Source organism: Neobacillus massiliamazoniensis (assembly GCF_001048695.1).
GTDB lineage: Bacteria > Bacillota > Bacilli > Bacillales > Cytobacillaceae > Neobacillus > Neobacillus massiliamazoniensis.
The window spans coordinates 264,016-281,070 of record NZ_CVRB01000006.1 but is presented as its reverse complement, the minus strand read 5'-3'; the positions used below and the strand labels follow the sequence as shown (position 1 = coordinate 281,070).

At 36.7% G+C, this 17,055-nt stretch carries 12 protein-coding genes and 1 pseudogene; 9 read left to right on the top strand and 4 right to left on the bottom strand.

The features are described from left to right. Positions 1–11: 11 nt before the first annotated feature. From lhgO to BN1082_RS25080, 4 genes and pseudogenes are all read left to right on the top strand, one after another. Positions 12–1,223 (top strand): L-2-hydroxyglutarate oxidase, encoded by a 1,212-nt coding sequence (lhgO, locus tag BN1082_RS25095; RefSeq protein ID WP_090639775.1) that lies wholly within the window; start codon positions 12–14, stop codon positions 1,221–1,223. 330 nt (positions 1,224–1,553) lie between these two features. Continuing rightward, the gene (gene glaH, locus BN1082_RS25090; protein WP_090639773.1) at positions 1,554–2,492 is read left to right on the top strand and encodes a glutarate dioxygenase GlaH; all 939 of its coding nucleotides are present in this window, start codon (positions 1,554–1,556) and stop codon (positions 2,490–2,492) included. Positions 2,493–2,697: 205 nt separating this feature from the next. Beyond that, positions 2,698–3,748 (top strand): annotated as a pseudogene (locus BN1082_RS25085) (IS1595 family transposase). Between the two features lie 19 nt (positions 3,749–3,767). Continuing rightward, positions 3,768–4,484 (top strand): DUF4261 domain-containing protein, encoded by a 717-nt coding sequence (locus BN1082_RS25080; RefSeq protein ID WP_090639771.1) that lies wholly within the window; start codon positions 3,768–3,770, stop codon positions 4,482–4,484. Between the two features lie 117 nt (positions 4,485–4,601). Here the strand turns inward: BN1082_RS25080 and BN1082_RS25075 are convergent, their stop codons facing one another. Then, a complete protein-coding gene (locus BN1082_RS25075) occupies positions 4,602–6,005 on the bottom strand; it encodes a sigma-54 interaction domain-containing protein (RefSeq protein ID WP_090639770.1) in 1,404 nt (467 codons plus the stop codon). Positions 6,006–6,401: 396 nt separating this feature from the next. Between BN1082_RS25075 and BN1082_RS25070 the strand changes: the two genes are divergently transcribed. Beyond that, entirely contained in the window at positions 6,402–7,817 is a 1,416-nt protein-coding gene (locus BN1082_RS25070; RefSeq protein ID WP_090639767.1) for an amino acid permease, read from the top strand. A 292-nt stretch (positions 7,818–8,109) separates the two neighbouring features. Here the strand turns inward: BN1082_RS25070 and BN1082_RS25065 are convergent, their stop codons facing one another. After that, entirely contained in the window at positions 8,110–8,754 is a 645-nt protein-coding gene (locus tag BN1082_RS25065) for a DUF7010 family protein (protein ID WP_090639764.1), read from the bottom strand. A 216-nt stretch (positions 8,755–8,970) separates the two neighbouring features. Between BN1082_RS25065 and BN1082_RS25060 the strand changes: the two genes are divergently transcribed. The 3 genes from BN1082_RS25060 (at position 8,971) to BN1082_RS25050 (ending at position 13,549) form a co-directional block, all read left to right on the top strand. Beyond that, positions 8,971–9,813, top strand: a complete 843-nt coding sequence (locus BN1082_RS25060; protein WP_090639760.1) for an SDR family oxidoreductase — start codon at positions 8,971–8,973, stop codon at positions 9,811–9,813. A gap of 747 nt (positions 9,814–10,560) precedes the next feature. Continuing rightward, on the top strand, positions 10,561–11,034 hold the full coding sequence (locus BN1082_RS25055) for a DUF3995 domain-containing protein (RefSeq protein WP_090639756.1): 474 nt from the start codon (positions 10,561–10,563) through the stop codon (positions 11,032–11,034). 154 nt (positions 11,035–11,188) lie between these two features. Next, complete coding sequence (locus BN1082_RS25050; RefSeq protein WP_090639753.1) at positions 11,189–13,549, top strand: polyprenyl synthetase family protein; 2,361 nt, start codon at positions 11,189–11,191, stop codon at positions 13,547–13,549. 58 nt (positions 13,550–13,607) lie between these two features. Here BN1082_RS25050 and BN1082_RS25045 read toward each other — a convergent pair whose 3' ends face one another. Both BN1082_RS25045 and BN1082_RS25040 read right to left on the bottom strand, forming a co-directional pair. Next, on the bottom strand, positions 13,608–14,552 hold the full coding sequence (locus BN1082_RS25045; RefSeq protein WP_245640559.1) for an endonuclease I family protein: 945 nt from the start codon (positions 14,550–14,552) through the stop codon (positions 13,608–13,610). A 118-nt stretch (positions 14,553–14,670) separates the two neighbouring features. Next, on the bottom strand, positions 14,671–16,071 hold the full coding sequence (locus BN1082_RS25040) for an amino acid permease (RefSeq protein WP_090639748.1): 1,401 nt from the start codon (positions 16,069–16,071) through the stop codon (positions 14,671–14,673). 390 nt (positions 16,072–16,461) lie between these two features. Between BN1082_RS25040 and BN1082_RS25035 the strand changes: the two genes are divergently transcribed. After that, positions 16,462–17,040, top strand: coding sequence for a DUF2087 domain-containing protein (locus BN1082_RS25035; protein WP_090639744.1), 579 nt, complete (start codon positions 16,462–16,464; stop codon positions 17,038–17,040). The last annotated feature ends 15 nt before the right edge of the window (positions 17,041–17,055 follow it).

The window sequence follows — 17,055 nt, the reverse complement described above, 5'->3', positions numbered from 1 at the left end:
GGAATTTTCAAATGTTTGATTTTGCAATCATTGGGGGAGGAATTGTAGGTCTATCAACAGGAATGGCTATTTATCAACGGTTTCCGAATGCAAAAGTAGTTGTAATAGAAAAGGAGTCAGTTGTTGCTGATCACCAAACTGGTCATAATAGTGGAGTCATTCACTCAGGTATCTATTATAAACCAGGTAGCTTTAAGGCACGCTTTGCAAGACAGGGAAGTCAGTCAATGAGAGAATTCTGTCAAATGTATGGGATCGAACATGATATTTGTGGGAAAGTAATTGTTGCAACAAAACAGGAAGAAATTCCGCTTCTTGATAATTTATATAAAAGAGGAGAAGAAAACGGATTAAGTATATCTCGAATTAGTTCAGATCAATTGCTGGAAATTGAACCGCATGTAAATGGTCTTGCTGCTATTCGAGTTCCAGTGGCGGGGATTGTGAATTATCGTCAAGTTAGTGAGAAATTTGCAGAAATTATTAAAGAAAATGGTGGCGAGATTCATTTAAATACAAAAGTAGAAAAGATACATGAAGAATCAGACCAAGTTACTATTGAAACTACACGTGGAATAATAAAAGCAAACATGGTAATTAACTGTGCGGGATTGCATAGCGACCGTATGGCAATTGCAGCAGGTTACAAAACAGACATGAAAATCGTGCCATTTCGAGGTGAATATTATAAATTAAAACCAGAAAAACGGTACCTTGTGAAACATCTTATTTATCCTGTACCAAACCCTAAATTTCCTTTTTTAGGAGTTCATTTTACTCGAATGATCAGTGGAGAAGTGGATGCAGGTCCAAATGCAGTATTGAGCTTTAAGCGGGAAGGATACAAAAAAACAGATTTTAATGCAAAGGACCTTGCGGAAGTTTTAAGCTATGGAGGGTTTTGGAAATTGGCAGGGAAATTTATGAAGGAAGGAATGGAGGAATATGTTCGTTCTTTTAGTAAAAAGCAATTTACAAAAAGTCTCCAAGAGTTAATTCCTGAAATTCAGGAAGATGATCTGATTCCTGCACCTGCTGGTGTTCGTGCTCAAGCATTAAAGGCCGATGGGAATATGGTAGATGATTTTCAAATTATTGTAGGGAAACGCTCAATACATGTATGTAATGCACCATCGCCAGCTGCAACAGCTTCTATTGAAATTGGGAAAGAAGTAGTAAGGCGTATTCCATTACAAGCGAAATTAATAGAATCTGTAATATAGGTCTATTTTTCGGAAAATATTTTAAAAATTATAAATAATTTGACATATCGAATAATTACTGCTATATTATTAATAATTATTATTTATAACAAGTTCTCCTTTGGAAAATACCATTTCAAAATCGTGAATAGTTATAAATAGTGGAAAACGGGAAAATAAATACCTGAAAACTGCATATTCACTGTGACTTTATTTCAATAAAGCGGAGAAGTGAATATAAGCCAGTTGTAGAAAGTAAATCCTTACTGATTGGGATCCTTTTACAACTGGCTTTTTATATTTCCTGTTAACAAAACCACTAATTTTTCACTTAAACAGGAGGAATGAAACATGAGTACTTTAGAAAAGACAACAGCTAAATTTGAAATGGTAACAGAAAGCTATGAAGTAAGAATTCATCCGCAATCCAACCGTTTATACCATATTCAATTGTCAAAAGAAAGTATTGTAAAATTTCTTGACGCAGTAAAGCGGGAAAACTATTCTGTTCAACACTTGGAATACATGCCTTATGCACGTCACCTTACAGCTTCTTATTTATTGGATCAGGTAGGAGAAGAATTTGGAGACCTGCTTCGCAGTATTGTTCATGATCGGGAGTCGGGCGGTTTTACTCTCGGTTTGCAGGGAGTAACTGAAAATACTGATGAATATGTCATTTTTTCAACAGCGATTTCACATTTGATTGGTACCCCGAACTTTGATGCCATGTCTGGAAACTATTATGCACGATTCAGTGTGAAAGACACGGACGGCAGTGATTCTTATTTACGGCAGGCCTACCGTTTATTTACACTTCATACAGATGGCACATTTGTAGATGAGCCGACTGACTGGCTGTTAATGATGAAAATGGTTGAACAAAATGCTCGTGGCGGTGAATCAAGACTGTTGCACCTCGATGATTGGAAGGAACTTGACACATTTATGAATCACCCATTAGCAGGTCATAAATTCACATATAAAGCACCGAGTAGTAAAAATGTAAGCCAAGAGGTTGAAAGGTTGACTTTCTTTAATCATAATAACAAGCCAGGCATTTGTTTCATCGATCAATTCGTGTATCCCGAAACTATTAACCAGGCAAAATACTTACGTGACCTCTCCAACTCCATGGAAAATAACGAAAGTGTAATAGAATTGGAGCTTCCAGTTGGAGATCTTGTAGTAATTAATAATATTTTCTGGTTGCACGGACGTGCTGCTTTTGAAAAGGATCCAAACTTAAATCGTGAATTGCTACGTCAACGTGGGCGTTTTAATCAATAAATATTTATCGAAATCCTAACAGCTAAATCTATAACTTACTGATACACTATCCTTTAATTCAAAACAAATTCATTTTCCTGAATTTTGGTTCAGAAAATGAATTTGTTTTTTACTTTAGCTATGTTAAACTTCATTGTTGATATTTGCTATTTCAGAACAAATGTTCCGAAATGGGTCGTAAAACAATGGTTTTCGAGGTAATCCAATGAAGTTAGCTGATATAATTCTTGAAGTACAAAACTTGGATGATATGACACAGCAAAGATTATTTTCTTACCTCCAAAATGCACTTGAGGTTTCAATTCACAGTAAAGAACCTTTAATAAAGGAAATAGCAGAAAGAAAAAATGAAAAAGGGTTTTCCTGCCCACATTGCCAAGTAAATAACGAAGTTAGATTTGGTAAATATCAAACAAAAGTAGGTTCGAAATCAGTTACCCGGCAAAGATACAAATGCAAAAACTGCTCAAAAACTTTTACCGATTTAACAAATACACCTTTAAATCGGACACGAAAGCTAGATAAGTGGCTGAAATTTATTGAATGTATGATAGAAGGTTACTCACTTAGAAAATCTGAGGAGCTTATCGGTGATGTTTCTTGGGTTACTCTGTTTTATTGGAGGCATTAACTCTTATCAATCTCTCGAACAAATTCCTACCGAAAAATTCAGTGGAATTGTTGAAATGGACGAAACTTATTTTTTGTACTCTGAGAAAGATAAAAGAAATATTACAGGCAGAGAACCAATAGAACGTGGCGGCACCTCCGATAAAAGGGGAATTAGCTATGACCAAGTTTGCGTCTTGTTTGCCCGTGACCGTCAAAAAATCACTCTTTCAACTGTTTTGGGAAAAGGACGGATAGTTAAGAAAAAATTAGATATGAAGATTGGCTCCCTCCTATCTACAGAAAATATTTTGTGCACAGACTCCTGAAGAGCGTTCAGCAGCTATGCGAAAGAAAAGAAGGTAGAACATTACCGTTTTAAATCTGATGGAAAAATACGAGCAATGAAGGGCATTTATCACATTCAAAACGTAAACAACTATCATAGTCGTTTAAAGCGTTGGATGAATCGCTTCAATGGTGTAGCTTCTAAATATTTGGGGCCTTATTTGGCTTGGTTTCGTTTCATTGAAATAGAGGGTTTTACCAATTCAATAAAGAATTTAAAACATATGATGGTTACATCCTGTTTGTATCAAATTCAGGAAACTAACAGGTCATTGCGGACCTCAAAATTTATATTATAGAATTCAAGGATGTGTTGTTATGGCAGAAGTTCAAGTCATTATTGGGGTTCCCGGGAAATGGAAAAATAGAACAGAGTTAATACAGTCTGTTGTATCTAACGGCGATGGGTATTTAATGGCTGGTTACATTATTCATAACGCAAAAAAAGACGTAGGTTTTGAAGTGGAAGTTTATGAACACGACCCCCATTTAAAGGAAGCTTTCTCCTATGCAGGAACCTTTGAAGATAGCCTTTTAGATGAAATTGAACATCATACCCTTACAGTATATGTAATAGCAAATATAAAAGGGTTTGAAGGTCTTAAGCAAATAGTAGATGTCGGAGCAACTTTATTAAAATCTGGCGGTTTAGCAGTAAAAATCGAAACATCCGGAATTGCACATACCAAAGATGAATGGTTTCAGCTATTAGAAAACCAAGATTATTTCCCTATCTATTCTCACTTTGTGAATCTTGTTGGTGATGAGGAAAGTTATTTTTCGTGCGGAATGAAAGCATTTGGATTACCTGATGTCATTACTCCTTCTTCAATATCACCAGAAGAAGCCTCAGACCTCCTTAATAACTTTAATCTTTATAACATTGTCGAGCATCCATCTTTTAAAAATGGTGAAACATTTAGTTTAGAGGAAAATTCACCTTTATACAAAATCGATTTAATTAATGAATATAGATATGAGGAAGATGATGTCTTCTTTAATCCATTTGGGTTAATTAATTTAATTCCAGCATAAAAAATGGAGGTACAATAAGTACCTCTATTATTTTATTTAAAAAAACAACATTAAAGTTTAACATAGCTTTTACTTTAAGAAGAGTGTCTTGTTAGAAACTTGGCAAAGCCGAATTAATTAATTATTCTCTTCTGCTTCAGCTGTGTTTTTGTACTTTTTAAGTTTACGAATGACAGATGGTTGGCTGATGCCAAGATATTTGGCCATTTCATAAGTGGATTTACATTGTTTCTGGGCTTTAATAATCATCCATTTTTCAACGAGTTCCATTACAGATTTTAGATTATGATCTTCTCTAAAAATAAATTGTTCAATTAGAGAGATATCATCTCTATTGGTTTTTGCTTGGCCGATAATGTTGGCAGGAAGGGAATTTGGCAGGATAATGGTTTCCTCGGTGGTTAAAATAAGTCGTTCCACTAAATTTTCCAATTCACGTACATTTCCAGGCCATTTATAGATAAGCAGTATTTCGTATGTAGAAGGGTGTAACTTTTTTGTAGTCTTATATTTTCTGTTAATTAACTTCATAAAATGATTTATCAATAAAGAAATATCTTCCTTTCGGTCTCGTAAAGGGGGAATAGAAAGTGGAATTACATTTAATCTGTAATATAAGTCGAGACGAAATTCACCTTTTTGAACCATTTCTTCTAAATCTTTATTGGTAGCTGTCACCAACCTAAAATCAACACGCTGTTCTTTATTTCCACCAATTCGAATAAACTTTTTTTCCTGTAGAACTTTTAGTAATTTTGCTTGAATTGACAAAGGCAGTTCACCAATTTCATCTAGAAATAAAGTTCCGTTATGAGCTTGTTCAATTAATCCTTGTTTGCCATTCTTTTGGGCTCCTGTAAATGATCCAGATTCATATCCAAACATTTCTGATTCAAATAAATTTAAAGGAATTGTGCTACAATTCACTTCAATAAACGGTTCTTTTCGACGGTTGCTTTGAGTGTGAAGCTTTCGTGCAAACATACTTTTTCCTACGCCAGACTCTCCAAGTAACAATACAGTAGCATCTGTATTTGCCAATCGTAGAATGGTTTTCGAGATTTGCTGCATTTCCTTACTTCGATAGAGAGCCCCCTCTTTCTCTCTTAATTCCTCTACCTCTGTTTGGTAACCTTTTACCTTTCTTTCCAATTTTTCATATTGGTCTTGCAAGGTTCTAATTTCTGTCTGATCAAATGCATAGCTGATGACTCGGATAATTTCACCATTATCATTGAAAATGGGATAGGCTGTCGACATGATAATTTTTCCCGTCTTTGTATTCTGCATAATTTGGATTGGACTTTTTTCTTTGAGTACTATGGCTGTTATAGACGGGGAAAGAATCCCTTGTTCTTGAAGTTCATATATTGACTTCCCGATAATTGGTTTTGGTTTATGCTCGTAAACAGACCAGTGATTAATATTGGTATACAAGATAACCCCTTTTCCATCAGTAATTGTAATATTGTTATTAGAAGTTTCTATAATTTTCTCTAAAATTATATCCTCAGTGGACATGGCAGCCTCCTTTATTAAATTATTAGTTTACTAATTAAATATAATTCAGAATTGCATTAATAATCAATAAACAAATCAAAAATTTACATATCTGATTCAAAAATGGATTGTTTTCCATTATTTTCAGCTTTAAAAGTTTAATTTAAAGGAAATCTCTTTTTGGCATGGTTCTTGCTTATATAATTAATAGAAAGGATACACATGGATTTGAAAACGCTTTTATGTAGGATAGTCATGGGGATGTATTTAAATTATATAACTGAGTGATAGAGGGGGGATCGTGTTTTTCAAAAACTACTAACAAATTGGTTGATATAATTCGGATTATTTTGTCCAACTATTTTTTTAGACAAAAAAGAGTGAATATTAATAATATTAAATCAAAGGAGATGTGAAATGGGATATCAAAATAATGAACTGAAACATAGCCTCAAAACTAGGCATGTAACAATGATATCTATTGGTGGCGTTATCGGGGCCGGACTATTTGTAGGAAGTGGCACGATGATTAGTTCATCAGGACCTGGTGCACTTATATCTTACATTATTGCTGGATTATTGATTGTTTTAATTATGCGGATGTTAGGAGAAATGGCAGCCGTTAATCCTGATAGTGGTTCTTTTTCAACATACGCACATCAGGCAATCGGTCCTTGGGCTGGATTTACGATTGGCTGGCTATACTGGTTCAATTGGGTGATCATTGTTACTTTTGAAACGACGTTATTGGGACAGATGCTTCATAACTGGCTGCCTTCAATACCTGTATGGGTGGGAAGTGCATTCTTTCCTATTTTATTGGCCATGACAAATATGTTCTCGGTTAAAGTATACGGGGAATTTGAATACTGGTTAGCTTTTATCAAAGTAGCTGCAATAGTAATTTTCCTTGGCTTAGGTGCAGCAATTATGATGGGGATCGTTCCTGGGGTTAAAGCACAAGGCCTATCAGAACTAATGGCAGGCGGTAGCTTCTTTCCACATGGATTTACTCCTGTACTCCTTGGTGTAATCTTTATTACATTTTCACTATCAGGGAGTGAGGTAGCAGCAATTGCAGCTGGTGAATCTACAAACCCACAAAAAAATATAATTAGAGCTATAAACGCTGTAGTTTGGCGACTCCTACTTTTCTTTATTGGTTCAATAACTGTATTAGTTATGGTTATTCCACAGGGAGCAAATAAATTACTTGAAACTCCTTTTGCTAGTGTATTTAATATGGCAGGCCTTCCTGCTGCGGGTCAGATTATGAATATTATAATATTTATTTCTCTGATGTCCGTTTTAAATTCCGGGCTTTATACAAGCTCACGTATGCTATACTCTCTTTCAATAAAAGGGGATGCTCCCAAGTTTCTGTCAAATGTTACTAAAAGAGGGATACCGGTTTGGGCTTTAGTAGCAGGTGTAATTTTTACTTATGTATTTACCTTGTTTAAGTTTTTGTCCCCTGATAAATTATTTGTATTTTTAGCTGATAGTTCAGGCGGAGTTACAATTATTATGTATGTTTTTATCGCCGTCTCACATATACGACTACGAAGAAAGACGGAGAAGGAAAATCCTGAGATACTCAAAGTGAAAATGTGGTTATTTCCATACTTAACATATGCAACGATTTTCATGATATGTATTATTTATATGGCCCAAGCTTTTATAGCTTCTATGCGGTCACAATTCTATCTTACTTCCACCCTTGCAGCGATTATTATAGGTTCTTACTTTCTTTTTTATCGTAAAAAAGAAAACGTGGCTCCTAATCTAGCAGAAGTAAAGCTAGAGTCAAGACAGAATTATGAGTTAGAGTAAACTTATGATGGTTGTGATGAACTTAGCTGATTAAACAATTCAAATAAATAATAAGACTTATGAATCCCCAGTTTCTAAAAATCCATTAATTGAGTTACAATCCGTACTAAAAGAAACAATAGTTAAATATTCAAAAATGAGGGGTACTGTTTGGAAAACTTACAATGTTGTTGATATCCCTATATTGAAAGCCCAATTTCTCAGTGCATACAAACGAGAAATTGGGCTTTCTTCTTCACAAAAGCCCTCGTTTGCGCAATAAAGTCGAGTGTTGAGAGCGGGTCTGATCGACTTAACGTAGTTTGCGGCTATCTGTCTGTTTATTTTGGGCAGCACCTAGCAATCTTATTCCCATTAGCAATATCGCCAAACCAGTCCCCCACAAGATCAGGGCAGAGCCCAAGCCTACTACAGACATAAATGCATTTATTTGATATTCCCCAAGTGTGGCCTTCTCAGGTATAAACAGCAATGTAAAAATAGCGAGTAAACAAAGGAGAGTGCCAGTAAAATAATAGAGTTTGACCTGGAAAAGATGGGCCAATGGGAGAAAATGAACACCGACAATAATAGCTATTATGAGAGGTATAAGTTCAGAATGTCGAGTAGCGTTACATAAAACGATCGAGATTACTATAGCCAAGCCCTCTGCTGCGAAAATAATGTTAAACCAGAACCTTATACTCTTGCCACGCTTTAAATCTTCTTTTGAAAACTGATTCTTTAATTCTCGCGATGCACGTATTAATAAAAGACCGCCGATGAACAGTGCTATACCTATGATAACAGCAGCAACTAACAACAATGGAACTCCCCAGCCTTGCAATCCCATAACGCCCGTGTACGCCCAGAGTGTACCGAAAAACGCCATGAAAATTACGCCAGATGCCATGCCTCGAACTGCGGCTCGAGGAATAGTGTTTGATGTTTGTGACATATATTTCCTCCTTCAACTATTATTTTTTGTAATTATATACGAATTTTCACAAACTATGTTACATTTTCCCAACCCGATTGAATAAGCCTTATTCCATCCATTAAATGGCCCGTTGATTAAGGATAGAGATGATAACATAATAGATTTTCATCTACTAGGTAATAACCTATATCGGAATTTCATATATTGTAGGAAATGCATAGGGGGGTGAACGAGATGGGTTTTCCGCCTCAGCAACAATGTAAACCTGGTATTGAATCAATTATGATACCCAGACCTATATTTGATAACCCTAATTATAAACCAGCCGGTAAACTTATGAATAAGGTAGCTCTTATAACAGGTGGGGATAGTGGAATTGGGAGAGCTGTTGCTGTCACGTTTGCAAAAGAAGGCGCAGACATTGCAATCTCATACCTATGTGAACACAGTGATGCAAATGAGACGCAGTTCTATGTCCAGAAGTACGGTCGTCGTTGCATAACCATTCCAGGTGATATTGGGTATGAGCAGCCATGCCAACAAGCTGTTATGCAAACGATTCATCAATTTGGGCGTATTGACATTCTCGTAAATAATGCAGGTGTAGTGTACGTAAGGAACAGTCTACTAGATGTAGACTCGCAGCAACGAGCAACCACTTTTCACACAAATGTTTTTTCGCAGTTTATATTGACGCAAGCTGCTCTGCCATACATGAAATCAGGGAGCTCCATTATCAATACAACATCCATTAGCGCCTATCTGGGGCAGCCATATGCAATTGATTACTCAGCATCAAAAGGAGCTATTGTTTCATTTACACGTTCGCTGTCACTTTCACTGGCATCCCAAGGGATTCGAGTCAATGGTGTGGCTCCCGGCCCAATTTGGACTCCATTAATTCCATCTTCGGTACCTCCAGAACAGATTGTCACGTATGGAGACAATGTTCCCATGAGGCGAGCTGGTCAACCATTTGAAGTGGCACCTGCTTATGTATTCTTGGCCTCGGATGATGCATCTTACATAACAGGGCAAATTCTGCACGTCAATGGTGGGGAAATAGTAAACGGTTAAAATTAAAAAATCTAGCTCTTAAGGACAACTATGAAACATTTAGGAAAGGTAAGAACAAAATCCATTCAAGAAGTCGCTTCTGAATGGAATGATATACAAAAAAATTCCCAAGAAGAATCTGTTTGCATCGGAATCTTCTTGGGATTTTAATATTTGTTCTAAGTTAGCTCTATTAATAATTTGGCTTTTGTACGTTATTAATAGATTGAGATATTATCTCGATTAATTTTCTTCGTGAGTACTTTGATATTCTTTTACCAAAAATAGAATCAGTTCTTTGCAACATTGTTTCTATGAAATTATAGTTTTTTATAATAATTACATGGTAATATTTTCATTGAATAGGTTAAATGATATGTTCCTGTACAGTCAAAAATATTGAATGCTTTAGTAGAATCCATCAACGTGTTAAGTCATTATTCCTTTTAGTATTAAATATTTAAACTTAAGGCTGTGTTAAAGATCAATGTTGATTTTTGAAACTTTGTTGATTGGAGCGGAAGGCGCGAGACTTCTCGAAAATGCTATCGCATTTCCTTCGTGCGTGGGCAGATTCAAGGATGTAATTCAATGTCCTGCGGGAGTACGGGGCAGGGGAGACCCCACAGGCGCTTAAGCGCGCCGAGGAGGCTCCCCCGGAACGCCCGCGGAAAGCGAAGCGCCTGGAGCGCAAATCAACAGGCAAGTTTAACACAGCCAAACATAAAGTAGTCAAATTATTGTTATTAAACTGGAGGAACTTTCTGCATGGAAACCAATAAATGTTTTTTGTTTTTTGGAGTTACATGGACAATTTTATTTGCTGGCATTAGTTTCTACTGGGCAATGGGTGGCATGTTTGGGGTTAGATCTTTAGGTGGTTCAATTTATGAAATGGCATTGAATCCAGAGCCATCGTTCATAACAATTGTTTGGATTACTGGATTCATTAAATTGCTGGGAGTTGTCTTACTTTTGATGCAATTGTTTAATTGGAGAAATTGTCTGATAAGAAAGATACTCTATTACATAACAAAGATATTGGGGCTATTACTATTTTTATATGGCTCTCTCAATTTCACCACTATTTCTTTAAGCGAAGCTGGCATTTTAAACCTTGAAATAGATAAATACGCCACCTTTTGGAGATTGATTTTTTGGGAGCCTTACTGGATGCTGGGAGGTATTTTTTACTTTTTTTCCATTAAAAAGAAAAAAGACGAAAGAAATTTATCATTATAGTTTAGATATAATACTAAGCTGAATGGTTATAAAGATGTTAATTTAGGATTATATATAAATATATTTTAAAAAAATGTTGTAATTATAGTGTTGTGCCAAACGGATGTTTTAACGGATCCTAGTTTTTTAAAACATGATGTAGAGGTAGCAGAGAATGAATGAGGAATTAAAAAAAAATGCAGATACATCTTATCTGCTGGTTGAGGAGAAGGCTGCTCATTATTTTCAAACACTTTATGACCAGGTCACGCAAAAGAACTATGTCTCAACCATAACAAACGATATACAATCGTGGAAACGTAACCATATTCATCACCCACTATTATCCTTTTTTTCACGGGGAAAGAGAAAACCTGATACCCAAGGTTTTTACCATTATATCCAATGGCTGAATTACACCGGAAAGCTGGAGCATTACCTGGATCGAAGCATATCCTATATTTTTATGCGGGACCTGGGCAAAGCCCTGAACTCACCTGAGACACAGAACAGGGTTCGACGTGTAGTTGACAGTTTAAAAAATCATCTGACTCATTCTAAAACTAAAGACTTTAGCATGGCCGGGCTGTACCGGTGGGCTCAAAAGGAAGGCATTGAATCTACCATCATCTGGGTAATAAATAAATTAAAGACTGTATCATCCCGAATTCCAAAGGGGATGGACGCTGATCAAGCCCAGCGAAAACTGATTAAAATCATTGGTGGAGTCATCATGCATGTGGTTGAAGAGATGAATGATGGGATATCGCCACAAGAACGTACTCAGAAACTTGATGAAGCAATTAGACTGGGCTATTCCTACGGTCTGACATATCCCTTCATTGACGATCTTTTGGATGCCCAAGTCTTATCCGATAAAGAGAAAAAGCAATATTCAGATTTGATACGGACTACCCTTATCACAGGAACTGTGCCGAAATTGGGCAAGTGGACAGGAAGGAACATCAACCTGATTCGATATATTCATACAGAACTCAGTGAAGCATTTGAGTATATTAAGGTCCATCAGAAACGAGAGACAAGAAAAAATTTTTTCGAGCAGTGCTATGTGTTTTTTCATTCCCAGGAAGTAGATCGTGTAAAGAATCTTTCAAATGCAAATTACACCAATGAAGAGCTTTATATACCAATCATTTTAAAATCCTCTTCTTCTAGATTGATTGTCCGTTCCGTAATCAGTGCTCCTGAAGATGAGGATTTTGACAACCGAACATTCTACTATGGGATTTACAACCAGCTGGCAGATGATTTTACCGATATGTTTGACGACTTGAAGGCCGGTGCGGTAACCCCCTATACGTATTTTCTAAAATATCATAATAAGCGTCCTGATCTTATAAACCCGTTTGAATTATACTGGACAGTGATTGCCAATTTGATCCATAACGTGTATCACTCAGATCCCAAGACCTGTGAGGTTGTTCTCGATCGGGCAATCAATGGTTTGAAACGATATAAGGAACGAATAGGAAACCAAAAATACAATGAAGTGATGGAGCTGTTTGCTCGTGGAGATTCGAAATTCAATCGTGTCATCCAAAATATGGTTCGAAAAGCGGATGATGTGGATTTCTTTGATAAACTGCTTCGGGACCATATGATTGCTATTTTGAAAAACGATCGGAAGGAGCAGGAAGACTTTTTTGATAAGATCAAAACCGTACGTCATGAAATCAACAGCATCTTAAAAATCTCTGAAAACGAGAATGTATCTCTGATGAAAGATCCCATCATTGAGGCGGCGAACTACACTCTAGAAGGTGATGGAAAGCGATTGAGGCCAATCATGACTTGGTTCATGGGCGTTAACGAATATGGATTGAAAAAATTAGCAATCGTTCCACTTCTAAGATCATTGGAGTATATGCATACTGCATCTCTCATTTACGATGACCTGCCATCCCAGGATAATGCGTCCACCCGCAGGGGGCGGCCAACCCTTCATAAAGTATATAACATTGCCATTGCGGAATTAACTGGTCTCTTTCTTACCCAGAAGGCAATTGAGGAACAAGCATCTCTAGATCAGTTCGATTCAAAAACGGTGCTTCACTTAATCCAATATTCGGCTCAAATGACAGCAATTATGTGTCAGGGACAGGCGATGGACTTGGATTCTAAAGGAAAACAATTGACACTGGAACAATTAAAAATGATAAGCTTTTATAAAACCGGAATCGCATTCGAAGCTTCCTTAATCATGCCTGCCATTCTTGCCAATGCAGATGAGTTTGAAATGGAAACTTTGAAAAATTTCGCCCGTCATGCCGGCATTGCCTTTCAGATTAAGGATGATCTGCTAGATGTTGAAGGAGATAAAAACTTGCTAGGAAAACCAATCGGCAAAGATGCTGAAAACAACAATTCGACTTTTGTGTCAATCCTAGGTAAGGAAGGTGCTCGAAAAGAGATGTGGGAGAATTACTGTCTTGCAATGGAAGCTTTGCATGCTGTTCCACGCAATACCACATTTCTGAAGCATTTATTGAATTATTTTGTAAACCGCGACCATTAACCTATTAAATAAAAACAGGCACATGATTCAGTCATGTGCCTGTTTGTAATTTAAACTTTCAAATCGAAAGAAAAGGGAAATCGATTTCTTTTGCTAAATTAGGAAAATCAATGAACGGATTTCGATTTCCTTGAATTTGGAAAATTGCTTGATTCCGATGCTTTTCATAAAGGGCAACAGGGTAATTAAGGTTCCAGTCGATAAGCAATGGAAGATCAATTTGGCTGCGAAAAGCTTTTTTTATTGCTTTTGGGTACCTTAGTAGAAAATAAAGCATGGCCCTTGCCGCTTCGCCTTTTCCATTCTCAGGCTCAAACTGGCCCTTCACAACAACACCACAATGATTTTGTAGAGAATCTTCAGCGGAATGGGGCTGATGATCGGAAAAATCACCATATGGAAAATTCGAACGGGCAATATTACATACAGGTTCACAAACAAACAGATGGTGGAGATCGCCTTTCATTGGCTCTAAAGCCTTGAACCACGACTGCGGGACGATATGTTCCGTGTTTACCTTTAAATTCCGCTCAAACTCTTTTAATTCCTTAAATGTTTCAAATTCGTTTTGCTTTATTTTTTTTAGGAATAGTTGGAATTCTTCATATTTTTCCCTTATGACATGGAAGTCATGGATGATTAATGATTCCGGACTCTTTGCTTCACCTGAATAAATGCTTCTAACCGTGCCGTCGGGATGTAGGTCTACCCACGTATATAAATATAAATCCTTGCTAATAAAGTAAGGCAAGCGATTTTTATGCGTTTTATTGAGGAATTCACTATAACGATAAAACGTACTTAAACCATCTTCTTCTTGCTTGGCGACTGATTTGTAGTATAGTTCTATGTCTAATCGATCTTGATTTTCGTCATAATATAGGTCTTGGTCGGTATCGATTTTTCGCTTATTGTTCTTTAAAAATGCTAATTGCTTATTTAATTGGATAAATGTTGAATTACTTTCTCGACGATTATGTGATTTTTTCATCGACTTATGCATTCAAATTCTCCTTTAGTTTTCGTCAAAAAAAACTTCAGTTGGGATCAATTCCAGTGATAAAAACAGTCCTCATGAACACCTCAAGAGGACTGTTTTTATGTTTGATAGGTACACCTTATTAGACTACATCTTTTTTGGAACTAGCTTCGTTCGCTTTTCCATTTAACGGAACGCGTTTTTCCATTTTAAAAAGGTAATAACTAGCTATTACAATTGCAAGAAAAATGACTCCAACAATAAGAGAGATACGTGTATCCGGGTTAAACCACATTCCAACGAGCACTAAGAGCAAAAAGATCATCGTTGCATAATTGCTGTACGGAGCAAAAGGCATTTTGAAAGGGTGACTTGCCATTTCAGCCGCCTTTACCTTTCTGAAATTAAGCTCGCTGATGATTAAGACAAACCAAGGGACCATCCCTGGTAGAACACTCGCACTATAAACATAAAGGAAAAGTCCTTTAGGAGCAAAATAGTTCAAGATGACTCCAATTATTAATCCAATAAGTGTAGCATAAGTACAGTGTGCCGGAACGCCATTTTTAGATAATTTGGCAAAGCTTTTTGGTGCTTGGCCGTTCATGGCTAACGTATAGAGCATCCGTCCTGAACTATAAATCCCACTATTGGCACCGGATAATGCCGCTGTAATCACAACGAAGTTGATAATACCCGCTGCTGCGGTGATTCCGACTTTGGCAAAGGTGGAGACAAATGGGCTGCCAATCGTTCCTAACTGATCCCATGGGTACACAGTTACAATGATAAAAATAGCTCCAATATAAAAGATTAAAATACGCCATATAATATTATTAATTGCTTTTTTTAATGTTTTGGTTGGGTTTTTCGCTTCTCCTGCCGTAATGCCGACAAGCTCCACACCTTGATATGCAGCTACTACCAGTGATAGAGCAAAGAAAAATCCTTTAAAGCCCCCTGTGAAAAAGCCTCCATTTTTCCAAATGTTAGATAGTCCAATTGCATGACCGTGATTTCCTAATCCGAAAAAGATAAGGCCAAGCCCTGTGATAATCATGACCACAATTGTTACTATTTTTATAAGAGCAAACCAGAATTCAAATTCTCCATAAAGTTTGACAGAGATCAGGTTGGCAAGGCCAAGAATAATCAAGCCGATAACACCTGGTAGCCATTGGGGGAGGTGTGGAAACCAGTAATTCATGTACATTCCAATGGCAGTGATTTCAGCCATTCCGACGACTACCCATTGAAACCAATAACTCCACGCCGTCATATAGCCAGCTAAAGGATGGATATACTTATGTGCAAAGGTGGCAAACGAGCCAGTAGTGGGCTCTAAATAAAGCATTTCTCCCATCGAACGCATGATGAAAAAGATAAAAACTCCAGCGATAGCATATGCTAGCATGACAGATGGACCTGTCCATTTAATAGTACTAGCTGAACCCATAAATAATCCAACACCAATGGTGCCGCCTAAGGCAATCATCTCAATATGTCGAGCCTCAAGACCCCTCTTTAATTCATTGTTTGACATATCTATCTCCTCCTGTTGCAAGAATTGAAAATGAACATAGCTCGCAATCATCATGCTTTAACGAGCCTTTCGGAATAGGGCCAAATAATAGCCGCCAATTAATGTAAGTGCTTTCAAAATATCTGATGATGAATGTAAATATTATTGTAGAATTGGATAATTACGTTTTTTGTGGCCCCTCCCTTTTTAAAACCATTGATATCGCAGGTTATTACTATAAAAATATTAAAAATATAAATAATAAAATTATTATAACAAAAAATTAATATTTTATCTAAATATTTTTTTTTTTATAAAAATAAAGGAGAAATTTTCCTGAACATTATTGCAATTTAAGTGAAATTCCATTAATATCTAATTAGATAATGATTAAAGTAGGTGGGTTTAAGGATGCAATTAAACAAGATAGTTGATTTTCATAAAGCACTAGGGGATCTTACAAGGTTACGGATTATTGCGTTGCTCCAACAGGGTCCGTTGCACGGTCAAGCGATTGCCGGAAAGTTAGGACTCAAAGCTCCAACCATTACGCATCATATGGCGAAGCTAAGAGAGATTGGACTTATAAAGGAGCGGCGTGATAAAAACACCATCTATTTTTCTCTTAATACGAAAACATTGGAGATGAATGCGAAGGCCATCTTAACGGTTGGAACGGGAGGGGAGGCAAATATGGAAATGTCGGTTACAGCGGAAGAACGGGCAACGATTATCAGCAATTTCTTCACAAAAGACGGGAAACTGAAAAACTATCCTGCGCAACGAAAGAAAAAGCTTGTGGTCCTTGAACATATGGTCAAAGGATTAAAATTCGGGAAAGTTTATCAAGAAAAAGAAATAAATGAATTTTTAAAGCAATTTCATGAGGATTATGCAACTTTAAGACGCGAACTCATTATGTGCCAATTTATGTACAGAGAAAATAATCAATATGAGTTAAACCCTGTTGAGCTTTGGTGGTTGCGATAAAAGGGTGTCACTTGG

Excerpts from the sequence above, each read along its gene's own strand:
- lhgO (WP_090639775.1), top strand. The coding sequence starts at position 12 with ATGTTTGATTTTGCAATCATTGGGGGAGGAATTGTAGGTCTATCAACA.
- glaH (WP_090639773.1), top strand. The coding sequence starts at position 1,554 with ATGAGTACTTTAGAAAAGACAACAGCTAAATTTGAAATGGTAACAGAA.
- BN1082_RS25080 (WP_090639771.1), top strand. The coding sequence starts at position 3,768 with ATGGCAGAAGTTCAAGTCATTATTGGGGTTCCCGGGAAATGGAAAAAT.
- BN1082_RS25075 (WP_090639770.1), bottom strand. The coding sequence starts at position 6,005 with ATGTCCACTGAGGATATAATTTTAGAGAAAATTATAGAAACTTCTAAT.
- BN1082_RS25070 (WP_090639767.1), top strand. The coding sequence starts at position 6,402 with ATGGGATATCAAAATAATGAACTGAAACATAGCCTCAAAACTAGGCAT.
- BN1082_RS25065 (WP_090639764.1), bottom strand. The coding sequence starts at position 8,754 with ATGTCACAAACATCAAACACTATTCCTCGAGCCGCAGTTCGAGGCATG.
- BN1082_RS25060 (WP_090639760.1), top strand. The coding sequence starts at position 8,971 with ATGGGTTTTCCGCCTCAGCAACAATGTAAACCTGGTATTGAATCAATT.
- BN1082_RS25055 (WP_090639756.1), top strand. The coding sequence starts at position 10,561 with ATGGAAACCAATAAATGTTTTTTGTTTTTTGGAGTTACATGGACAATT.
- BN1082_RS25050 (WP_090639753.1), top strand. The coding sequence starts at position 11,189 with ATGAATGAGGAATTAAAAAAAAATGCAGATACATCTTATCTGCTGGTT.
- BN1082_RS25045 (WP_245640559.1), bottom strand. The coding sequence starts at position 14,552 with ATGCATAAGTCGATGAAAAAATCACATAATCGTCGAGAAAGTAATTCA.
- BN1082_RS25040 (WP_090639748.1), bottom strand. The coding sequence starts at position 16,071 with ATGTCAAACAATGAATTAAAGAGGGGTCTTGAGGCTCGACATATTGAG.
- BN1082_RS25035 (WP_090639744.1), top strand. The coding sequence starts at position 16,462 with ATGCAATTAAACAAGATAGTTGATTTTCATAAAGCACTAGGGGATCTT.